The sequence below is a fragment of the Citrobacter sp. MNAZ 1397 genome (genome assembly GCF_023613995.1).
GTDB lineage: Bacteria > Pseudomonadota > Gammaproteobacteria > Enterobacterales > Enterobacteriaceae > Phytobacter > Phytobacter ursingii.
Genome location: NZ_JAKIVH010000004.1, coordinates 282,720 through 298,584, shown reverse-complemented (window position 1 = coordinate 298,584; position 15,865 = coordinate 282,720). Strand labels below are relative to the sequence as shown.

Here is a 15,865-nt window from a genome sequence, read left to right as displayed (position 1 = left end):
CATTTTCAAATAAATAGCGCAGGAGTACTATTCGCCGGATAACTAAATCCGCTTTTCCCCCGGAGAAATGTATGACTGGTCAGTCTTCATCTCGGGCGGCGTCACCTGTGCAATGGTGGAAACCCGCTCTCTTTTTTCTCGTCGTGATCGTGGGGCTCTGGTATGTGAAATGGCAGCCTTATTATGGCAAGGCCTTCACTGCCGCAGAAACCCACAGCATTGGTAAATCTATTCTCGCTCAGGCCGATGCCAGCCCATTCCAGGCGGCTCTCGACTATGCCATGGTCTACTTTCTTGCCGTCTGGAAAGCGGCGGTGCTGGGGGTGTTGCTGGGTTCGTTAATTCAGGTACTTATTCCGCGAAACTGGCTGATTCGTACCCTTGGGCAAAAGCGACTGAGCGGGACGCTGTTCGGTACGTTGTTTTCCCTGCCGGGCATGATGTGCTCCTGTTGTGCAGCGCCCGTTGCGGCGGGAATGCGTCGTCAGCAGGTATCGATGGGGGGCGCGCTGGCATTCTGGATGGGCAACCCGTTGCTTAACCCGGCAACCCTGGTTTTTATGGGGTTTGTGCTGGGCTGGCATTTTGTCGCGATGCGGCTTATTGCCGGGTTAGTGATAGTGATTGGCGTGGCGACGCTGGTGCAGTATCTGGTCAAAGATGATGTTCAGCAGACGGCGCCGGTCGATCTTTCGTTGCCGGAGCCGGAAGGGCACTTTTTTGCCCGCTGGGGAAAGGCGCTGTGGGCGCTATTCTGGAGCACCATTCCGGTTTATATTCTGGCCGTTCTGGTACTTGGCGCGGCGCGCGTCTGGCTGTTTCCGCATGCCGATGGCGCGATTGATAATTCGCTGATGTGGGTGATAGCGATGGCGATAGCGGGTTGCCTGTTCGTGATCCCAACGGCGGCGGAGATTCCGATTGTGCAAACAATGATGCTGGCGGGAATGGGGGCAGCCCCGGCAATGGCGCTACTGATGACGCTTCCTGCGGTCAGTCTGCCGTCGCTGATTATGCTGCGCAAATCCTTTCCGGCAAAAGCGTTGTGGCTAACGGGGGGGCTGGTGGCATTCGGTGGCGTGATTACCGGAACACTGGCGCTGTTTTAACTGCGGCTCAGCGTTAACTGATTTTCCCCGGCGTGTATCTGCCGGGGAGAAGAATCAACGCTATTTAATCATCGTAAACGCGGTGGTGACATGTTTCACACCGCTGACGCGACTGGCGATATCCGCAGCGGCTCTACCTTCACGGTCGGTCACCAGACCCAGCAAGAATACTTCGCCATTCTCAGTGGTGACTTTCACATTAGACGATTTCACCTGGTCGCTACTCAGCAACTGTGTACGTACTTTGGAGGTGATCCAGGTGTCACTGGCGGCCGTTCCCATACCAATGGGCTGGCCCTGGCGGATTTCGTTATAGACCTCCGTTGCACCGTCGACACCCATAGCGATTTGCTTAGCACGTGACGCCAGCTCTGTGGTGGGGGCCTGACCCACCAGCAGGACTTTCCCCTGATAGGCGGTGACGTTTATGCGAGCCTGCTTTTTAATTTGTTCATCTTTGGACAGCGCGCTATTTACGCGTAACTCAAGAGTACCGTCATCCACCTGAGTGCCGACCGTACGTGGATCGGTTGCCGCTTTGGTGCCGACAGCAGCTGAACCGACCACCACTGCGCCTACACAGCCTTGTAGCAGCAGTGCGGAAATAAGGACTGCGAGGGGCGTAAATGCCTTCATATGTACTCCTTAATCATCCTGGTGAGGGAAAAGCGTGTTATCTATCAGGTCGCACAAACAATTTACCGTCAGCATATGCATCTCCTGTATGCGCGCGCTGCGGTGGGAAGGAATACGTATTTCGACATCCTGCGGTCCCAACAAACCGGCCAGTTCGCCACCGTCATACCCGGTAAGCGCTACGATACTCATATCGCGCGTTACTGCGGCTTCAACGGCTTTGACAATATCGCGGCTGTTCCCACGGGTGGAAATCGCCAGCAATATATCGCCTGCATGACCAAGAGCCCGGACCTGCTTGGCATAAATTTCGTCATGCAGACGATCGTTTGCGATGGCTGTTAAGACCACATTATCGGTATTAAGTGCAATGGCAGGTAAACTTGGACGTTCCGTTTCAAAACGATTAATCATACTGGCAGCAAAATGCTGTGCATTGGCGGCGGAAGTCCCATTGCCACAACAGAGGATTTTGTTGCCATTAAGCAGGGAATGGACCATGGTCATGGCGGCGCGTGAAATTGCGTCTGGCAGCGCTTCTGCCGCCGCAATCTGAGTTTGAATGCTTTCTGTAAAGCAAACTTTAATTCTATCGAGCACGGGTGATCCCTATCATTCAGTCATTATGAGTGGTCGTTAAAGGCGTTTTGTATCCACTCAACTTCATTTTCGGTGAAGGCTACCACATCGAACCGGCAATCCACAGTATCAAAACTCCCATTGTGCCGGGCCAGCCACACACGAGCGGCATGCAGTAATTTACGTTGCTTGCTGGCGGTGACACTCGCTGCGGCACCGCCGAAAAATGACGATTTGCGATAGCGCACTTCCACAAACACCGTTGTCGACTTGTCCTGCATAATCAAGTCTATCTCACCGCCGCGCTCGCGCACATTAGCGGCAAGAAAGCGCATTCCCTTGCGCTCAAGCCAGCGACGCGCCTGTAACTCCCAGGCATCACCGGTCTGCTTACGGGTCAACTGGCGGGGACGATTTGCCCCTGCTGGTATTTGAGCCATGACAACTTCCTGTTAATCACGCATTCCTGAGTGGCGGTCAAATCGCCCGTGTTACCATTAATTTCAAATCCTGGCACCTGACGCATTTGCGAGAAGTGGTTTGCCAGCGTCCAGGCATCCGCGCCCATCGCATACAGACGCGCCAGTGAATAGTCGTTATTGGTGTGCATCAAAGCCTGTTGCATCAGCGCCGGATTGCTACCTGCAAGCATCGGGATTTCGCTGAACTGCAAGCCTTCCATCTCCAGACGGAAGTCCGGGCCCGAACCGCCCTGAGCGCTACGGGAGCTGGCATACAGCACGATACCGCTCTGGCTGCCGGTACGCATAGCGATCATCGGCTTGATCAGGGCGATTTCATCCTGTGTCGCGACGATATAGACCGCATCAATATTGCCGCCGCCGGTGATCTGCGCTTCGGTTGGCGGAGCCGGAATATTCAACCCGCCGATGGTTACGCCCTGCTGCTGCGGCAGGCTTGCCGTGACAGGACTCCCCGTCATCGCAATACCGGAACCGCTATTAATGCCCATGCGTAATTCTGTCGTCGAGCCGAATTTTTGCTGCAGCACAACACTGCCGCCCAGTTTTTGCCACTCCTGGGCGAAAGCATTGGCGACGCGGTCGCCAAGTGAACTACGCGGCAGCAGAAGCAGCGGCGTATGACGGCCTTGCTGGTGAATATGGCGTGCCGCATCGCGGGCTTCATCTTCCGGGGACAGAGCGAAGTAACAGATATTAGGACGATTTTCGACTTTCTCTGGCTGGTTCAACGCCAGCACGTTCAGAGGCGTCTGGCTACGCATCAGCTCTTCGACGTGATTTTTCAGCAGCGGTCCGACAACAATGCTCGCGCCATCTTTCTGAACCTGGCTCAGAACCTGGTCAAGCGGCTGTGAGCTGGTGTCATACACTTTCAGCACCGCGCTCGGATTGGCCGGGGTGCTGGCAACAGCAGGGGTATTCACCGGTTGCCCTGCCGGAGCGGCCGGATCGGTTTGTTCTGCGGGGGGCTGAGAGGGTTGCACCGCAGGCGGCGTTTGTTGCGTCTGGTCTGCCTGTGCCTGTGCCTGTGCCTGTGCCGGCGCCGTTACCGGTGATGTGCCAGCCGCAGGCGCTGGCTGCGGCGTAGTCAGATCGCTAACATTGGTCTGCGCAGGGCTGACAACATCCGCTGTGGTCGCCATCGTCGCGGCCTGTGCCACCTGGACAGGCACTGCCGGGCCAGAAACGGTGGTGGTGCCGTTTTTCGCTGCTTCAAAACCCTGCTGGATCGCGCGGCTAAAGACAGCAGCCTGGCCATTTAACGGCAGCAGCAATGCGATTTGATTGACCGACGCCGGGCGGAAATTCTGTACATTCGCCAGTTGGCTCGGTAACAGAACCGCGCCAGGATTTTGCGGGAAGCGTTTCTGCCAGTCGGCAATACCCGCTTTTAGCATGTTCGGATCGTTGCGGTTATTGGACCACACGCGGTGTAAATCCAGCCATCCTTGCAGCACCGTTTCGTCCTGGCTCACCTGAATGGCATTGGCCTGATCGGGCGTCAGGGAAGAGAGCGCTTGCCAGGTTGCATCAATATTCTTTTGTTTATCCGGCGCGGCAGTCAGCAGCGGTTGCTGTGCGATAAGGGCACGCAGCAGTGTCGGCGACGGTTTGTTCTGGCTTGCGGTGATCACATCCTGCCAGTAACGGGCCTGCTGATTCTGACTAAACCCTTTCAGATCGACCTTGCTCAGCAGTGCCTGCGCACCGGCGTAGTCTTGTTGCGTGAGTTTGAGCTCAGCACTCAGCAAGGTTTGCTCAGCACGCTGCTCGTCATTCAACTCTTGAGGTAATTGGGCCAACAATTCACTGGCCTGCTGGGTTCTGCCTTCTTTCAGCAGTGCACGAATGGCGAGTAATTGCCAGTTGGTCTTGCTATCATCTGAGCTTTGCTGCATCTGGTGCAGATAAAAACCCGAATCAGCCTGAGCCTTACCCTCCAGGTGCCCGGTGCTTTGATCGACCGGGTGTGTGCCGCAGCCTGCGAACAGCAGAGCGGCCAGCACGACAGGCAGGCAGCGCATGGCTTTTGAACGTAGAAATGTTGACGGTAGCATACTGTATCCAGTGATATTTTTTACGCAATGCTCAATATTAAATCGGCAATACGGATAGAACAATGAAACAACACGAATCTGCGGACAATTATCAGGGTCAGCTCTACATTGTCCCTACGCCCATCGGCAATTTGGGTGATATTACCCAGCGTGCGCTCACCGTATTGCAGGATGTCGATCTTATCGCTGCCGAGGATACGCGCCACACCGGGCTGCTGCTTTCTCATTTTGCCATTAATGCCCGTCTGTTTGCCCTGCACGACCATAATGAGCAACAAAAGGCCGACACGCTGGTGGCGAAGCTAAAAGAAGGGCAAAACATCGCGCTGGTCTCCGATGCCGGCACACCGCTGATCAACGACCCTGGCTACCACCTTGTCCGCACCTGCCGCGAAGCAGGTATCCGGGTGGTTCCACTGCCCGGTCCGTGTGCCGCCATAGCAGCATTAAGTGCGGCGGGGTTACCGTCCGATCGTTTTTGTTACGAGGGGTTTCTGCCCGCCAAATCGAAAGGGCGTCGCGATACCTTAAAATCGCTGGAGACAGAACCGCGTACGCTGATTTTTTATGAATCAACGCATCGCCTGCTGGAAAGCCTGGAGGATATCGTTGCGGTGCTGGGCGAAGCACGTTACGTGGTGCTGGCCCGCGAGCTGACTAAAACCTGGGAGTCGATTTATGGCGCGCCGGTAGGGGAATTGCTGGCGTGGGTGAAAGAGGATGAGAACCGCCGTAAGGGTGAGATGGTGCTGATCGTCGAAGGCCATAAGGCGCAGGAAGATGCCTTACCTGCCGATGCGCTGCGTACGCTGGCGCTGTTGCAGGCTGAACTCCCCCTGAAAAAAGCCGCTGCGTTGGCTGCGGAAATCCACGGCGTGAAGAAAAACGCGCTCTATAAATATGCGCTGGAGCTGCAGGGCGAGTAATGCCGCAAAAGCGCATTGTGTTCATGATGCTGCCATTATTCAGCCTGGTTCAAAAAACAGGGCATCGCGAGATGCCCTGTTTGTTTCTATTAATATTCTCCGGCATTGTAAGCACAGGTCACGTGCTGATGAAGCCATAAAAACGAGGCCGGGAGCCGAGTGGTAATTTTTCTGCTCATCAATTGCGTGAATGGTTTCGCTTTCCCTGACCCTGCGACCAGTAAAAGGATTTCCCTCGCCGAAAGAATTTCTTTTAATCCCAGAGTAACGCCTTGTTTTACGGGATGAGAAGTTTCTTTAAGCATCTGATGACTAAGGGTTCGTTCATCAAGTTGTGCAATATGCGTTAACGGTTCGAGTTCATCAGCGGGTTCATTCAGCCCCAGATGACCGTTTTTCCCCAGTCCGAGCAGGCATACATCCAGCCCGCCTCGCTCAGTGATTTTTCTTTCTACCTGTTCGCATGCCTCTGTTGGATCCCTGTGTGTTTCAAAGGCGATGTACTGTGTGTCGGCGATCTTTAACGGTTCCAGAAGATGCTGGCGTAAAAAGGTCTCGCAGGTTCCCGGTTCGTCCAGCGATATCCCCAGCCATTCATCGAGTTTAACGAAGGTGGCGCGGCTGACATCCAGTTTGTGACGGCACACCTTCTCGACAAAGAGTGAATAAGCCAGTTTCGGTGTTTCCCCTGTCGCCAGGCAGATGGTTGCCGTGGGCTTCGCCGTAATCACTTCAAACAGGTATTGACTGGCATACTCGCTAAGCTCCTGATAATTTTCACATCCTTTGAAAATCATGTCGGCCATTTATAGCACCCCCAATGCTGAACCCAGAATAGACAGCACGAAGGTGACGCCAATCAATACCACCGGATGCGCTTTTTTCACCCGCAGCAGGTAATACATCAGCAGGGTATAGGCCATCGGCAGAATATTTGGGAATACTTTGTCGAAGAAGTCTTTTTGCAACGCCACGCTGTGCGTATCGTCAATGGCGAATGTGGTCGCCACGTTGATATGGACATAGGAGGCGATAAGCCCTCCAATCACCGTGATCCCCAGGATTGTGGCGGAGCGCGCAATCATCTGCGAGTTTTCCCGCACCTTGTCTATCGCTTTAACACCCACGGAGTAACCGACATGCGTCCAGCCGACGCGCAGGAAGAAAATGGCGAGATAGACGGCGAAAAAGAGAATCGGCCCAAGCAGGTTCCCCTGGCTTGCAAACGAGGAGCAAATCCCGGCCATAATCGGCAGCAGAGTAAACCAGAAAATGGCATCGCCGATCCCTGCGATTGGCCCGAAAAGCGCGACTTTCAGCCCTTTTATCGTGTTGCGGTCCTCGCCTTTTTCCTCCATAGAAATCAGCAACCCCATCAAGAAACCGACAAGGTTAGGGTGGGTGTTGATAAACTCCAGATGGTCCTTCATGGCGGCGCTGAGGCCGGCTTTATCGTCCTTATAAATTTTTTTTAGCAGCGGCAGCATGGCCCAGGTAAAACCGCCAGCCTGCATCCTTTCATAGTTGAAACTGGCCTGCAAAACCGAAGAACGAAACCCTAAGCGGGTAATATCCTTTTTACTGATTTCAGATGCCATTGCTGTAATCCTCTTTGTCATTATTGTTCACTTGCGGCTGAGGTTGACTCTGGTTTTTTGCTTTCGCATTGAAGAATTCATACACCGCGAAACCCGCGCCCAACACGGCCACTGGCAGGAGATTGTTAACCTGGATGTAGCAAACGAACAGGAAGCCAGCGATCAGATAAGGAATGTATTGCGCCTTAAACATCACACGTAGCAACAACCCGAAACCAACGGCAGGCAGGATACCCCCGGCGACTTCGAAGCCATGCGTCAGCCAGGCTGGCATGGATTTCACCAGTGACTGCATCGCGCCCTGTGCCAGGTAGGTACACAGAAAAGCAATAATTGCGTAGGCGCAGGCGACGATCAGGGTCGTAAGCAGATTCATTCTGGCGAAACCGCCCGTGTCCGCTTCTCTGGCACACTTGTCCGCCCTGGTCATAAAGAGGGAGAAGGCGGAATAGAAGAACAAAATTACGTATTGCATCAACAGACTAAACGGCAGGCCAAGTCCAATTGCCGTTTTTGCGTCCACGCCAGTTGACCAGGCAATGACGGTGGTCATGACGCCAGCCATGATCGGATTGGGGGGCTGAACCCCGCCTGCAGGCGTTAACCCGGCGAAGGCGAGTTCTGTTAAACCGCCGGTGATTAAGCCAATATGAATATCGCCGAGAATTGCCCCAGTTAACGTACAGACGATTATTGGGCGAAATAAAAAAAGGGCTTCTAACCAAAAATCGATACCAAGGAAAAACACTAATGCGGCAAGCGATATTCCCTGGATAAGCGTAATTTCATGCATTTTTAAGCTCCTTAAGGATCATTGGATCGTCAGAGACGAGACACATCAATTCGGAATGGCCTCTTTGCTATCTCCGGGCACGTCCTGAATAAAAACATTGACCCCCTGGTCGCGAATAAATCGGAGATCGCTAATGTCTTTTTCGTCGACATAGACTTTGCTACTGATCTGTTTTTTCCCTTCGGAAAAATGCATATTTCCGACGTTAACGTCTTTTAATGGTACGCCGCCTTCAAGCAGTTTTCTGACGGTATCCGGCGTGCGGCAGATAAGAAAAATTTTCTGATGCGGTGCAGCCTTAGCAATTACGTTAATTGTTTTTTCAATAGTGAAATAGCGAATGCCAAAACCATAAGTTTCAGCTGTGATACCCATTAATTTTTGTTGGATTTCGTCACCAGCTACCACGTCGTCAACAACGACAACAAGGTTTGCACCAATTGTTGATGTCCAGGTTACACCGACTTGTCCGTGTACCAGTCGATTATCAATGCGTGTTAAAAGAATATTTGGAGTGTTCATTGTTGCCTGCCATTATTTTGAGATGATAATTTCATTATCATAACTCTATGTTGTCCGGCTATATTTCTGAGGGTACAGAAATACGCGTTACGATATCATTTCCTTATCAAGTACGATGCGGTTCTCTGCGCTACAAACGGTGATCTTATTTCTGACTACATCTTTCATGGCATTCATTCCCACACGCATGTAATAACGAGGATCGTTACCCTGAGGATTATCATGGAACCATTTTCTGATGGCGCTGGCGAAAGCGATTTTCAATTCCGTCGCCACGTTGACTTTACAAACTCCCAATGAAATGGCTCGGCGTACATATTCATCAGGCACATCGCTGGCACCATGTAAAACCAGGGGAACATCGACCACCTGACGTATTTCTTCCAGACGCTGAAAATCTATTTTCGGCGTTTTGGCATACAGACCATGTGCGGTGCCGATAGCGACAGCCAGACTATCAACATCCGTCAGCTCAACGAAACGGCGAGCTTCCTGTGGCGAGGTAAGGAATGCGCTTTCCGCATCGACATTCATATCATCTTCTACACCGCCCAGGCGTCCCAGTTCCGCCTCCACGCTGCAGTCATGGCGATGGCAAAAATCGACTACCGATTGCACCAGCGCCACATTTTCATTAAATGAAAAATGACTACCGTCGATCATGGCGCTTCGCACACCTGCATGTACTTTATGACTGATATCTTCCAGTGATTCATGATGATCAAGATGTAGCGCCAGCGGCATGTTATAGCTCGTGGAATAGGCCTGACATAAGGCGAAAATCTCCTCAAAAGAGATATGTTTAAAGGTGCCCGGCGTGCCCGCCAAAATCACCGGAGAACACATCTCCCGACAGACCTCCAGGATCGCCTGGATGGTTTCCGCGTTATGGATGTTAAAGGCCGGTACCGCATAACCTTTTGCCTGAGCATCCTGCAGCAAATATTTCGTCGAAATGATGCCCATCTTATGCTTCCTCCGGTTGCCATGGATGAATGTAGACGCCCTGTACCACGCGGTTAACCGTACCGCTTAGCGATGGGCTGTCCGGCGTTATACCTGCCTTGATGGATTCGCTAAGTGCGAACATTTGCGCATACATCAGGAAACAGAAGACTTGCTCAATGTCGATAAACTTCCGGGCTGGCGGGAGTGTGATATGCAAGTCGCCGTCTGGCGCGGGTTCATTCGTCGCGGAAATGGCAACGACACGCATTGCCTGTTTGTCACGACGCAATTCGGCAATCAAGTCCATGTCATATTGACGTGTGTAGGGGTGGCTTGAGACGAATACAACAACCAGCGTTTCGTTGTCGATAAGCGATTTCGGGCCGTGGCGGAAACCAGTTGACGAGTCATAAAAGGCCACCAGTTTACCGGCTGTCAGTTCCAGCACTTTTAATGCGGATTCGCGCGCTACGCTTTGTAACCCGCCGCTGCCAAGATAGACGATGCGGCGCACAGGGAGATCGCCAAATACAGGTTTCGTAAAATCAGGTTGACCATCAATAATTTGCTGACAGCGATCGGCAACATCGCCAAACGTGGTGCTATTGATAATCTTCGGGGCGAAGACTGCCAGGCAACTGACCATCATCGTAGTGATACTGCTGGTCATCGCGAAACCACGATCATGCGTTTCTGCGGGCATCAAGAGCGCATAGGCGTTCTTACTGGCGATGGCGTTTTGGTACAGACTGCCCTCTTCGTTACAGGTAATCACCAGGTGAAAGCATTTTTTTACGTACTGATCGACAAGCGCTACGGCCGCGACGCTTTCTGGGCTGTTGCCTGAGCGGGCAAAAGAGATCAGTAGCGTCGTCTGTTCAGGCTGTAAATAATCCATTGGATTCGTCACCAGATCGGTGGTGGGGATGGCGACAATGTTTTCCCCGGTCTGGCGCGAGAGCCATGGCGAAATAATGTCGCCAATAAAAGCCGATGTTCCTGCGCCAGTCAGGATAATTTTCACGTTCTTTTCCGCGAGGATCGTAGCGAGAAAAGCATCAATCTTGTCTCTTTGTTCGTTAATGAACGCCAGCGAACGGCGCCAACTGTTGGGCTGCTGACGAATTTCTTGTTCTGTCCAGGTTTTGGTCCCGGTCATAGGGGACGGCCTCGCGTCGATCATTTCTTTATCCTTAGTCAGTCTGGGTGAACGAAAGGAGAGTGTTCTTCTTCTTTCGTTTTGTTTCTCTTTAAGGGATTTTCCTTTTCTTGAAATCTACTGATAAGAAATCGAAAGATCAACTGAGATAAATTAATAAATCGAAAATTGTGACACAATAAACAAAAAGGTAACGTAACGATAAGCAACAGGCTTACACGTTGTTATGTCAATTTTCGAAATGAAACGAAAGATTATGCGTCAGACAGCCGGGAGGAAAAACAGGATGAGGCGGCCTGTGAATGGATGACCGCCAGGATACGCCATTAATACACTAAATGCCCTCATCGCTCTCTACGGTGGCAGGGCTTCGCGACAATTCATCTGCCAGGCTGGTTAAGCCTCGATGACCACACTCCAGCGCTCTCAGGCGAAAGGTTTCGCTATCAAGATCATCACGCTCCATCATCATTTCCAGTAATAATTGCAAATTGGTGCCAGTAATGACCTCCCAACCCGTCTGCTGTAGGGCCAGTGTTGAAGCCACGCGAAATGGCGTGCCGCCTAATAAATCCGTTAAAAAGACGATGCTTTCGCATTCACGGAGCGTCGCCAGCGCCGCTTCCAGTTGTGTGGTTAATAACGCCGTGGTTGAATCCTCTGGAAAATCGACAGCGACCATGTGTTCCTGCTCGCCGAGGATCTGTTTCATTGCTTTTTCAAGGCCTGTAGCAAAGCCTCCATGCCCGGTTAATACGATGCCCAGCATTACGTGTTCTCCCTTTTTGATAATCATTGCGTGTGATGGGTTGGTAATGTCACTCTGCGATGCCCCGACAGGCGGCGTGATACTGACGCAGAGTATCCTGAATATGGTCGATAACCAGCGCATGAGGCGTTGCAGCAATGGCGCCTTCACGCAGGCGATTGTATTGCAGAGGTAAATACTGGCTAATCAGTGGTAATGGAAGCGGTATGGCCGCCAGGTTTTTTAACAGGTGTTCCATTGCACAGTCGACCTCTTTATCCGGCCAGTAGTAACGTACTCGATCGGAATAGCTAAAGCTGCGCGCCAGGTGACGGGATTGATGGTTTCCCTGGTAATGGCTTTGCCAGAAGTCAGGTCTGTCGAGCATGACATTTTCCATTACGTTGCGCAGCCCGGAGCGTTTATGGGCGGGTAGAAGTTCCTCTTCAATTGCCGCAAGGGCGAACAATGCTTCCCGCATGGCAAAGGTTAAGGCCGGACCTACCTTCAAAATGGCGAAATGATCGCGCACAAGTTGCTGTAATGCTTGCGGTGTCTGGTAATCCGTCGAGTGCGCTTCAAAAACCAGCGAATCAATTCCCTCGACCATTTTACTCAACGCCTTCGCTTTTTCGGGAACATAGTCAATGACATGCGTATGATCGAACTCCACGCCTGGCTGAACGACAAGTGCGATAACTCGCGGCCATATATCGCCGATCCCCTGTTTTTCAAAAGCATGAATGTGCGCATGCAATGTCTGTTGTGCCGCATGTGGTGATGTCACAGCAAGTTCCATGAGGGTTTCGTGCGCGCCGCCCGGTACAGGAACTTCGGTGCCAATCACATACATTAAATCACGCACCCCAAAGGTCTTCTGGCAGGTCTCTTCTGCCACCTGCGCCAGTCTTGCCGCTCGTGACGAGACAATGTCGTCGCTCAATGGCACAGGATCTCCGGCACAAGGCATGCTGCAATCGAGGTGGATTTTTTTAAACCCTGCGGCAACATAATGGGTAATCAGTTCGCAGGCATTGTCCATCGCTTCTGCGGCGGGCTGATCTTGCCAGCGATTGGGGCCAAGATGATCGCCACCCAGAATGAGCTGGTTATGGGGAAAGTTCAGTCGGGAAGCCATCTGGAGTACGAAGTGGCGAAAATCCTTCGGCGTCATTCCCGTATAGCCGCCGAATTGATCAACCTGATTGGAGGTCGCTTCAATCAGCAGAAGATGGTGATGAGCAAGGGCATAACGTAAGGCGGCTTCCAGCACCATGGGGTGTGCAGAGCACACCGAATATATACCTTCCATACTGCCTTGCTTATGCGCCCTTACAATCTCAAGAATATTTTTCACTTTCTTCTCCATAATGATGTATCACACTTTTTATCTTTCATTTCGTTTCTTTTACTGTGTTTTGTTTTTTGTTTAAAGGAAAATGAAAGATCTGTAAAGCACGATCTGCCTCACAAAAGAAATGGATCGAAACAAATAAAACGTAAGATGTCGCAACAGCAAGATCCAGCCCTTGCATTCTATTTAGAGAAAAGAGTTAATAAGTTAATCGAAATGAAACGAAAGGTTTTCACAGGAATTTCTGATGATGAGTACAGATTCTTTAGCGGGAAAGCGCACGGGCGGCACCAGCGGCAGACGTGAGCAAATTATTCAGCAATTGCGTGAGCAGGGAAGTGTGCAGGTTAACGATCTTTCAGAGCAGTTTGGCGTCTCTACGGTCACTATCCGTAATGATCTCGCTTTCTTAGAAAAACAGGGCATTGCGGTTCGTGCCTATGGCGGAGCGCTGATCTGCGATGGCAATGCTCCACCCGTCGCGGAACCGACGCTGGAAGACAAAAGTACGCTCAACATTTCCCTCAAGCGTAGCATTGCGCAGTCTGCCGTGGCACTGATTAAGCCTGGACATCGCATCATCCTCGACTCCGGCACGACTACCTTTGAGATTGCGCGATTACTGCGACAGCATACCGACGTTATTGTGATGACAAATGGAATGAACGTGGCTAATGCGTTGCTTGAAGCGCAAGGCGTGGAGTTACTCTTAACGGGGGGGCATCTGCGTCGCCAGTCACTCTCCTTCTATGGGGATCGCGCTGAACAGTCTTTGCAAAATTACCATTTTGATATGCTCTTTCTTGGCGTCGATGCCATCGATCTTGAACGGGGAGTGAGTACCCATAACGAAGATGAGGCGCGATTAAACCGACGTATGTGCGAAGTGGCTGAACGAATCGTTGTGGTCACTGACTCAAGCAAATTTAACCGCTCCAGTTTGCATAAAATCATCGATACCCAACGTATTGATACCGTTATCACTGATGAAAATATCCCACCAGAAAGCCTGAGCGGGTTACGGAAGTTAGGGATAGAGGTATTACTGATTCAGGAATAAAAAAAAGCATGGCCGAAGCCATGCTAATAATACGATGAGATTTTTATAATGATGAATCACGTCACCGGAGCCGGGTTAAACACAGCCAGTTGGTTGTGCAGACCCCATTGATCCGAGAAGGTTTTCTTACGGCCGCTGGCGACATCAAGGATAAAGTGGAACAGCTTCCAGCCCACCTCCTCGATAGTCTCGTCGCCCGTTGCGATAGTCCCTGCGTTGATATCCATCAGGTCGAACCAACGGTTTGCCAGCTCGGTACGGGTTGCCATCTTGATAACCGGCACGGCCATCAGACCGTACGGTGTACCGCGACCGGTGGTGAAGACCTGAACGGTGATACCGGAAGCCACCTGTTGCGTACCGCAGACGAAGTCACTGGCTGGGGTGGCTGCGTAAATCAGACCACGTTTGGTCGGACGCTGGCCCGGAGAGAGCACTTCAACAATGGCGCTTTTACCGGATTTAGCGATAGAGCCGAGGGCTTTTTCTACCACGTTCGCCAGACCGCCTTTTTTGTTCCCCGGAGACGGGTTGGCGCTGCGGTCAGTTTTACCCATGTCCAGGTAGTTATCGTACCATGCCATCTCTTCAAGCAGGCGTTTGCCCACTTCTTCGGTTTCTGCACGCGGTGTCAGCAGATGGATAGCATCTCGCACTTCGGTCACTTCGGAGAACATGACGGTCGCGCCACAGCGTACAAACAGGTCAGATGCATAGCCGACCGCCGGGTTCGCGGTCACACCGGAGAATGCATCGCTACCACCACACTGGGTGCCAACAACCAGCTCAGACGCCGGGCAGGTTTCACGTTTACGTCCGTTCAGTTTTGCCAGGTGACGTTCAGCCACTTGCAGAATGTCGTCGACCATTGAGCGGAAGCCAACATGGTGCTCGTCCTGCAGACGGACGATACTCGCACTGTCTACCGGAATGGCTTGCACATCTTCGGTACCCTGCAGCAGACGCTCAGGCTGCAGTTTTTCACAGCCCAGACCGATCACCATCACTTCACCGCCAAAGTTCGGGTTCAGCGAAATGTTATGGATGGTACGGATAGGCACCACGGCTGCCGGTGCGTTAATCGCCACGCCACAGCCGTACAGGTGGTTCAGACCGACCACGCCATCCACATTCGGATATTTCGGCAGCAGGTCGCGTTCAATAATTTTCACCACATAGTCGACGACCCCCGCCACACAATGCACGCTGGTCGTGATGCCGAGAAGATTCTTGGTGCCGACGCTGCCATCGGCATTGCGATAGCCTTCAAAGGTGTAACCTTCCAGCGGCGGCAGCGGTTCCGGTACTTTCGTCGCCAGCGGCAGTGTGTTCAATGGCGGTGCTTTCGGTAATTCAACGGTGGATTCGTCAATCCAGCTGCCGCGCGCAATATCGCGCACCGCATAACCGATAACTTCACCGTAACGGATGATTTCCCCGTGATGAGGAATATCTACCAGCGCAACTTTATGGCCTTGCGGGATATGTTCGATTAATTCGAGACCATCCGGAAAACGGGTACCCGCTTTTAATCCATTGTCATTAACGATGATAGCGACATTATCGGTGTCGTGTACTTTAATATAAAACGCCGTAGGCGACTGCTGTCTAATTTCAATGTCGGCCATTATCAAGTAATCTCCAGCTAACGATACGATGCATTACTCAAAAAAATAAAGAGGGGATGTTCTGTAATTATCAGAAGTTAAAACCTCGTTTGATGAAATAAGAATGTCAGGAGTCTCAATATTAAAATGTGATCTAAATCACTTATTTTCGTGATTACCCGGCCTGCAAGGATGAGAATTACCAGATCTGTGCATCAGCGCCCAGCCATGTGTGCATATGCTCAAAATAATCTTAATGGGTTACGTTAAAATTGAGCAAACCA

The 15,865-nt window shown here is 51.8% G+C and carries 16 protein-coding genes; 3 read left to right on the top strand and 13 right to left on the bottom strand.

Annotation, left to right across the window (positions count from 1 at the left end; genetic code table 11):
* Nucleotides 1-71 precede the first annotated feature (71 nt).
* Complete coding sequence (locus tag L2097_RS20950) at nucleotides 72-1,109, top strand: permease (RefSeq protein WP_047372979.1); 1,038 nt, start codon at nucleotides 72-74, stop codon at nucleotides 1,107-1,109.
* Nucleotides 1,110-1,169: 60 nt separating this feature from the next.
* On the opposite strand, the gene dolP is transcribed toward L2097_RS20950, so the two are convergent.
* The 4 genes from dolP to L2097_RS20930 are packed head-to-tail and all read right to left on the bottom strand — an operon-like array spanning nucleotide 1,170 to nucleotide 4,866.
* Nucleotides 1,170-1,745, bottom strand: coding sequence for a division/outer membrane stress-associated lipid-binding lipoprotein (dolP, locus tag L2097_RS20945; RefSeq protein ID WP_047372980.1), 576 nt, complete (start codon nucleotides 1,743-1,745; stop codon nucleotides 1,170-1,172).
* 9 nt (nucleotides 1,746-1,754) lie between these two features.
* On the bottom strand, nucleotides 1,755-2,345 hold the full coding sequence (gene diaA / locus L2097_RS20940) for a DnaA initiator-associating protein DiaA (protein WP_039077495.1): 591 nt from the start codon (nucleotides 2,343-2,345) through the stop codon (nucleotides 1,755-1,757).
* 23 nt (nucleotides 2,346-2,368) lie between these two features.
* Nucleotides 2,369-2,764: a YraN family protein gene (locus L2097_RS20935; RefSeq protein WP_085005595.1), complete on the bottom strand. Its 396-nt coding sequence runs from the start codon at nucleotides 2,762-2,764 to the stop codon at nucleotides 2,369-2,371.
* Nucleotides 2,722-4,866, bottom strand: a complete 2,145-nt coding sequence (locus L2097_RS20930; RefSeq protein ID WP_250353610.1) for a penicillin-binding protein activator — start codon at nucleotides 4,864-4,866, stop codon at nucleotides 2,722-2,724. Before L2097_RS20930 ends, L2097_RS20935 begins: the two co-directional genes overlap by 43 nt.
* 62 nt (nucleotides 4,867-4,928) lie before the next feature.
* On the opposite strand from L2097_RS20930, the gene rsmI reads away from it, so the two are divergent.
* On the top strand, nucleotides 4,929-5,792 hold the full coding sequence (gene rsmI / locus L2097_RS20925; protein WP_250353609.1) for a 16S rRNA (cytidine(1402)-2'-O)-methyltransferase: 864 nt from the start codon (nucleotides 4,929-4,931) through the stop codon (nucleotides 5,790-5,792).
* 89 nt (nucleotides 5,793-5,881) lie between these two features.
* On the opposite strand, the gene L2097_RS20920 is transcribed toward rsmI, so the two are convergent.
* The 8 genes from L2097_RS20920 to kbaZ form a co-directional block, all read right to left on the bottom strand.
* On the bottom strand, nucleotides 5,882-6,598 hold the full coding sequence (locus L2097_RS20920; RefSeq protein ID WP_250353608.1) for a galactosamine-6-phosphate isomerase: 717 nt from the start codon (nucleotides 6,596-6,598) through the stop codon (nucleotides 5,882-5,884).
* Nucleotides 6,599-7,390 carry a PTS galactosamine transporter subunit IID gene (agaD, locus tag L2097_RS20915; RefSeq protein WP_047372985.1) on the bottom strand — a complete coding sequence of 264 codons (792 nt, stop codon included), beginning with the start codon at nucleotides 7,388-7,390 and terminating at the stop codon, nucleotides 6,599-6,601. It abuts the gene before it with no gap.
* Complete coding sequence (gene agaC, locus L2097_RS20910; RefSeq protein WP_047372986.1) at nucleotides 7,380-8,183, bottom strand: PTS galactosamine transporter subunit IIC; 804 nt, start codon at nucleotides 8,181-8,183, stop codon at nucleotides 7,380-7,382. Before agaC ends, agaD begins: the two co-directional genes overlap by 11 nt.
* Nucleotides 8,184-8,228: 45 nt before the next feature.
* Nucleotides 8,229-8,705: a PTS galactosamine transporter subunit IIB gene (gene agaB / locus L2097_RS20905; protein WP_047372987.1), complete on the bottom strand. Its 477-nt coding sequence runs from the start codon at nucleotides 8,703-8,705 to the stop codon at nucleotides 8,229-8,231.
* A gap of 87 nt (nucleotides 8,706-8,792) precedes the next feature.
* Nucleotides 8,793-9,671, bottom strand: a complete 879-nt coding sequence (gene kbaY, locus L2097_RS20900; protein WP_250353607.1) for a tagatose-bisphosphate aldolase subunit KbaY — start codon at nucleotides 9,669-9,671, stop codon at nucleotides 8,793-8,795.
* Nucleotide 9,672: 1 nt separating this feature from the next.
* On the bottom strand, nucleotides 9,673-10,836 hold the full coding sequence (locus tag L2097_RS20895) for an SIS domain-containing protein (RefSeq protein ID WP_047372989.1): 1,164 nt from the start codon (nucleotides 10,834-10,836) through the stop codon (nucleotides 9,673-9,675).
* A gap of 310 nt (nucleotides 10,837-11,146) precedes the next feature.
* Nucleotides 11,147-11,581, bottom strand: a complete 435-nt coding sequence (gene agaF, locus L2097_RS20890) for a PTS galactosamine/N-acetylgalactosamine transporter subunit IIA (protein ID WP_047372990.1) — start codon at nucleotides 11,579-11,581, stop codon at nucleotides 11,147-11,149.
* 49 nt (nucleotides 11,582-11,630) lie between these two features.
* The gene (kbaZ, locus tag L2097_RS20885; RefSeq protein ID WP_250353606.1) at nucleotides 11,631-12,929 is read right to left on the bottom strand and encodes a tagatose-bisphosphate aldolase subunit KbaZ; all 1,299 of its coding nucleotides are present in this window, start codon (nucleotides 12,927-12,929) and stop codon (nucleotides 11,631-11,633) included.
* Between the two features lie 232 nt (nucleotides 12,930-13,161).
* On the opposite strand from kbaZ, the gene L2097_RS20880 reads away from it, so the two are divergent.
* Complete coding sequence (locus tag L2097_RS20880) at nucleotides 13,162-13,974, top strand: DeoR family transcriptional regulator (protein ID WP_047372992.1); 813 nt, start codon at nucleotides 13,162-13,164, stop codon at nucleotides 13,972-13,974.
* A gap of 56 nt (nucleotides 13,975-14,030) precedes the next feature.
* Here L2097_RS20880 and garD read toward each other — a convergent pair whose 3' ends face one another.
* Entirely contained in the window at nucleotides 14,031-15,602 is a 1,572-nt protein-coding gene (garD, locus tag L2097_RS20875) for a galactarate dehydratase (RefSeq protein ID WP_250353605.1), read from the bottom strand.
* Between the last annotated feature and the right edge of the window lie 263 nt (nucleotides 15,603-15,865).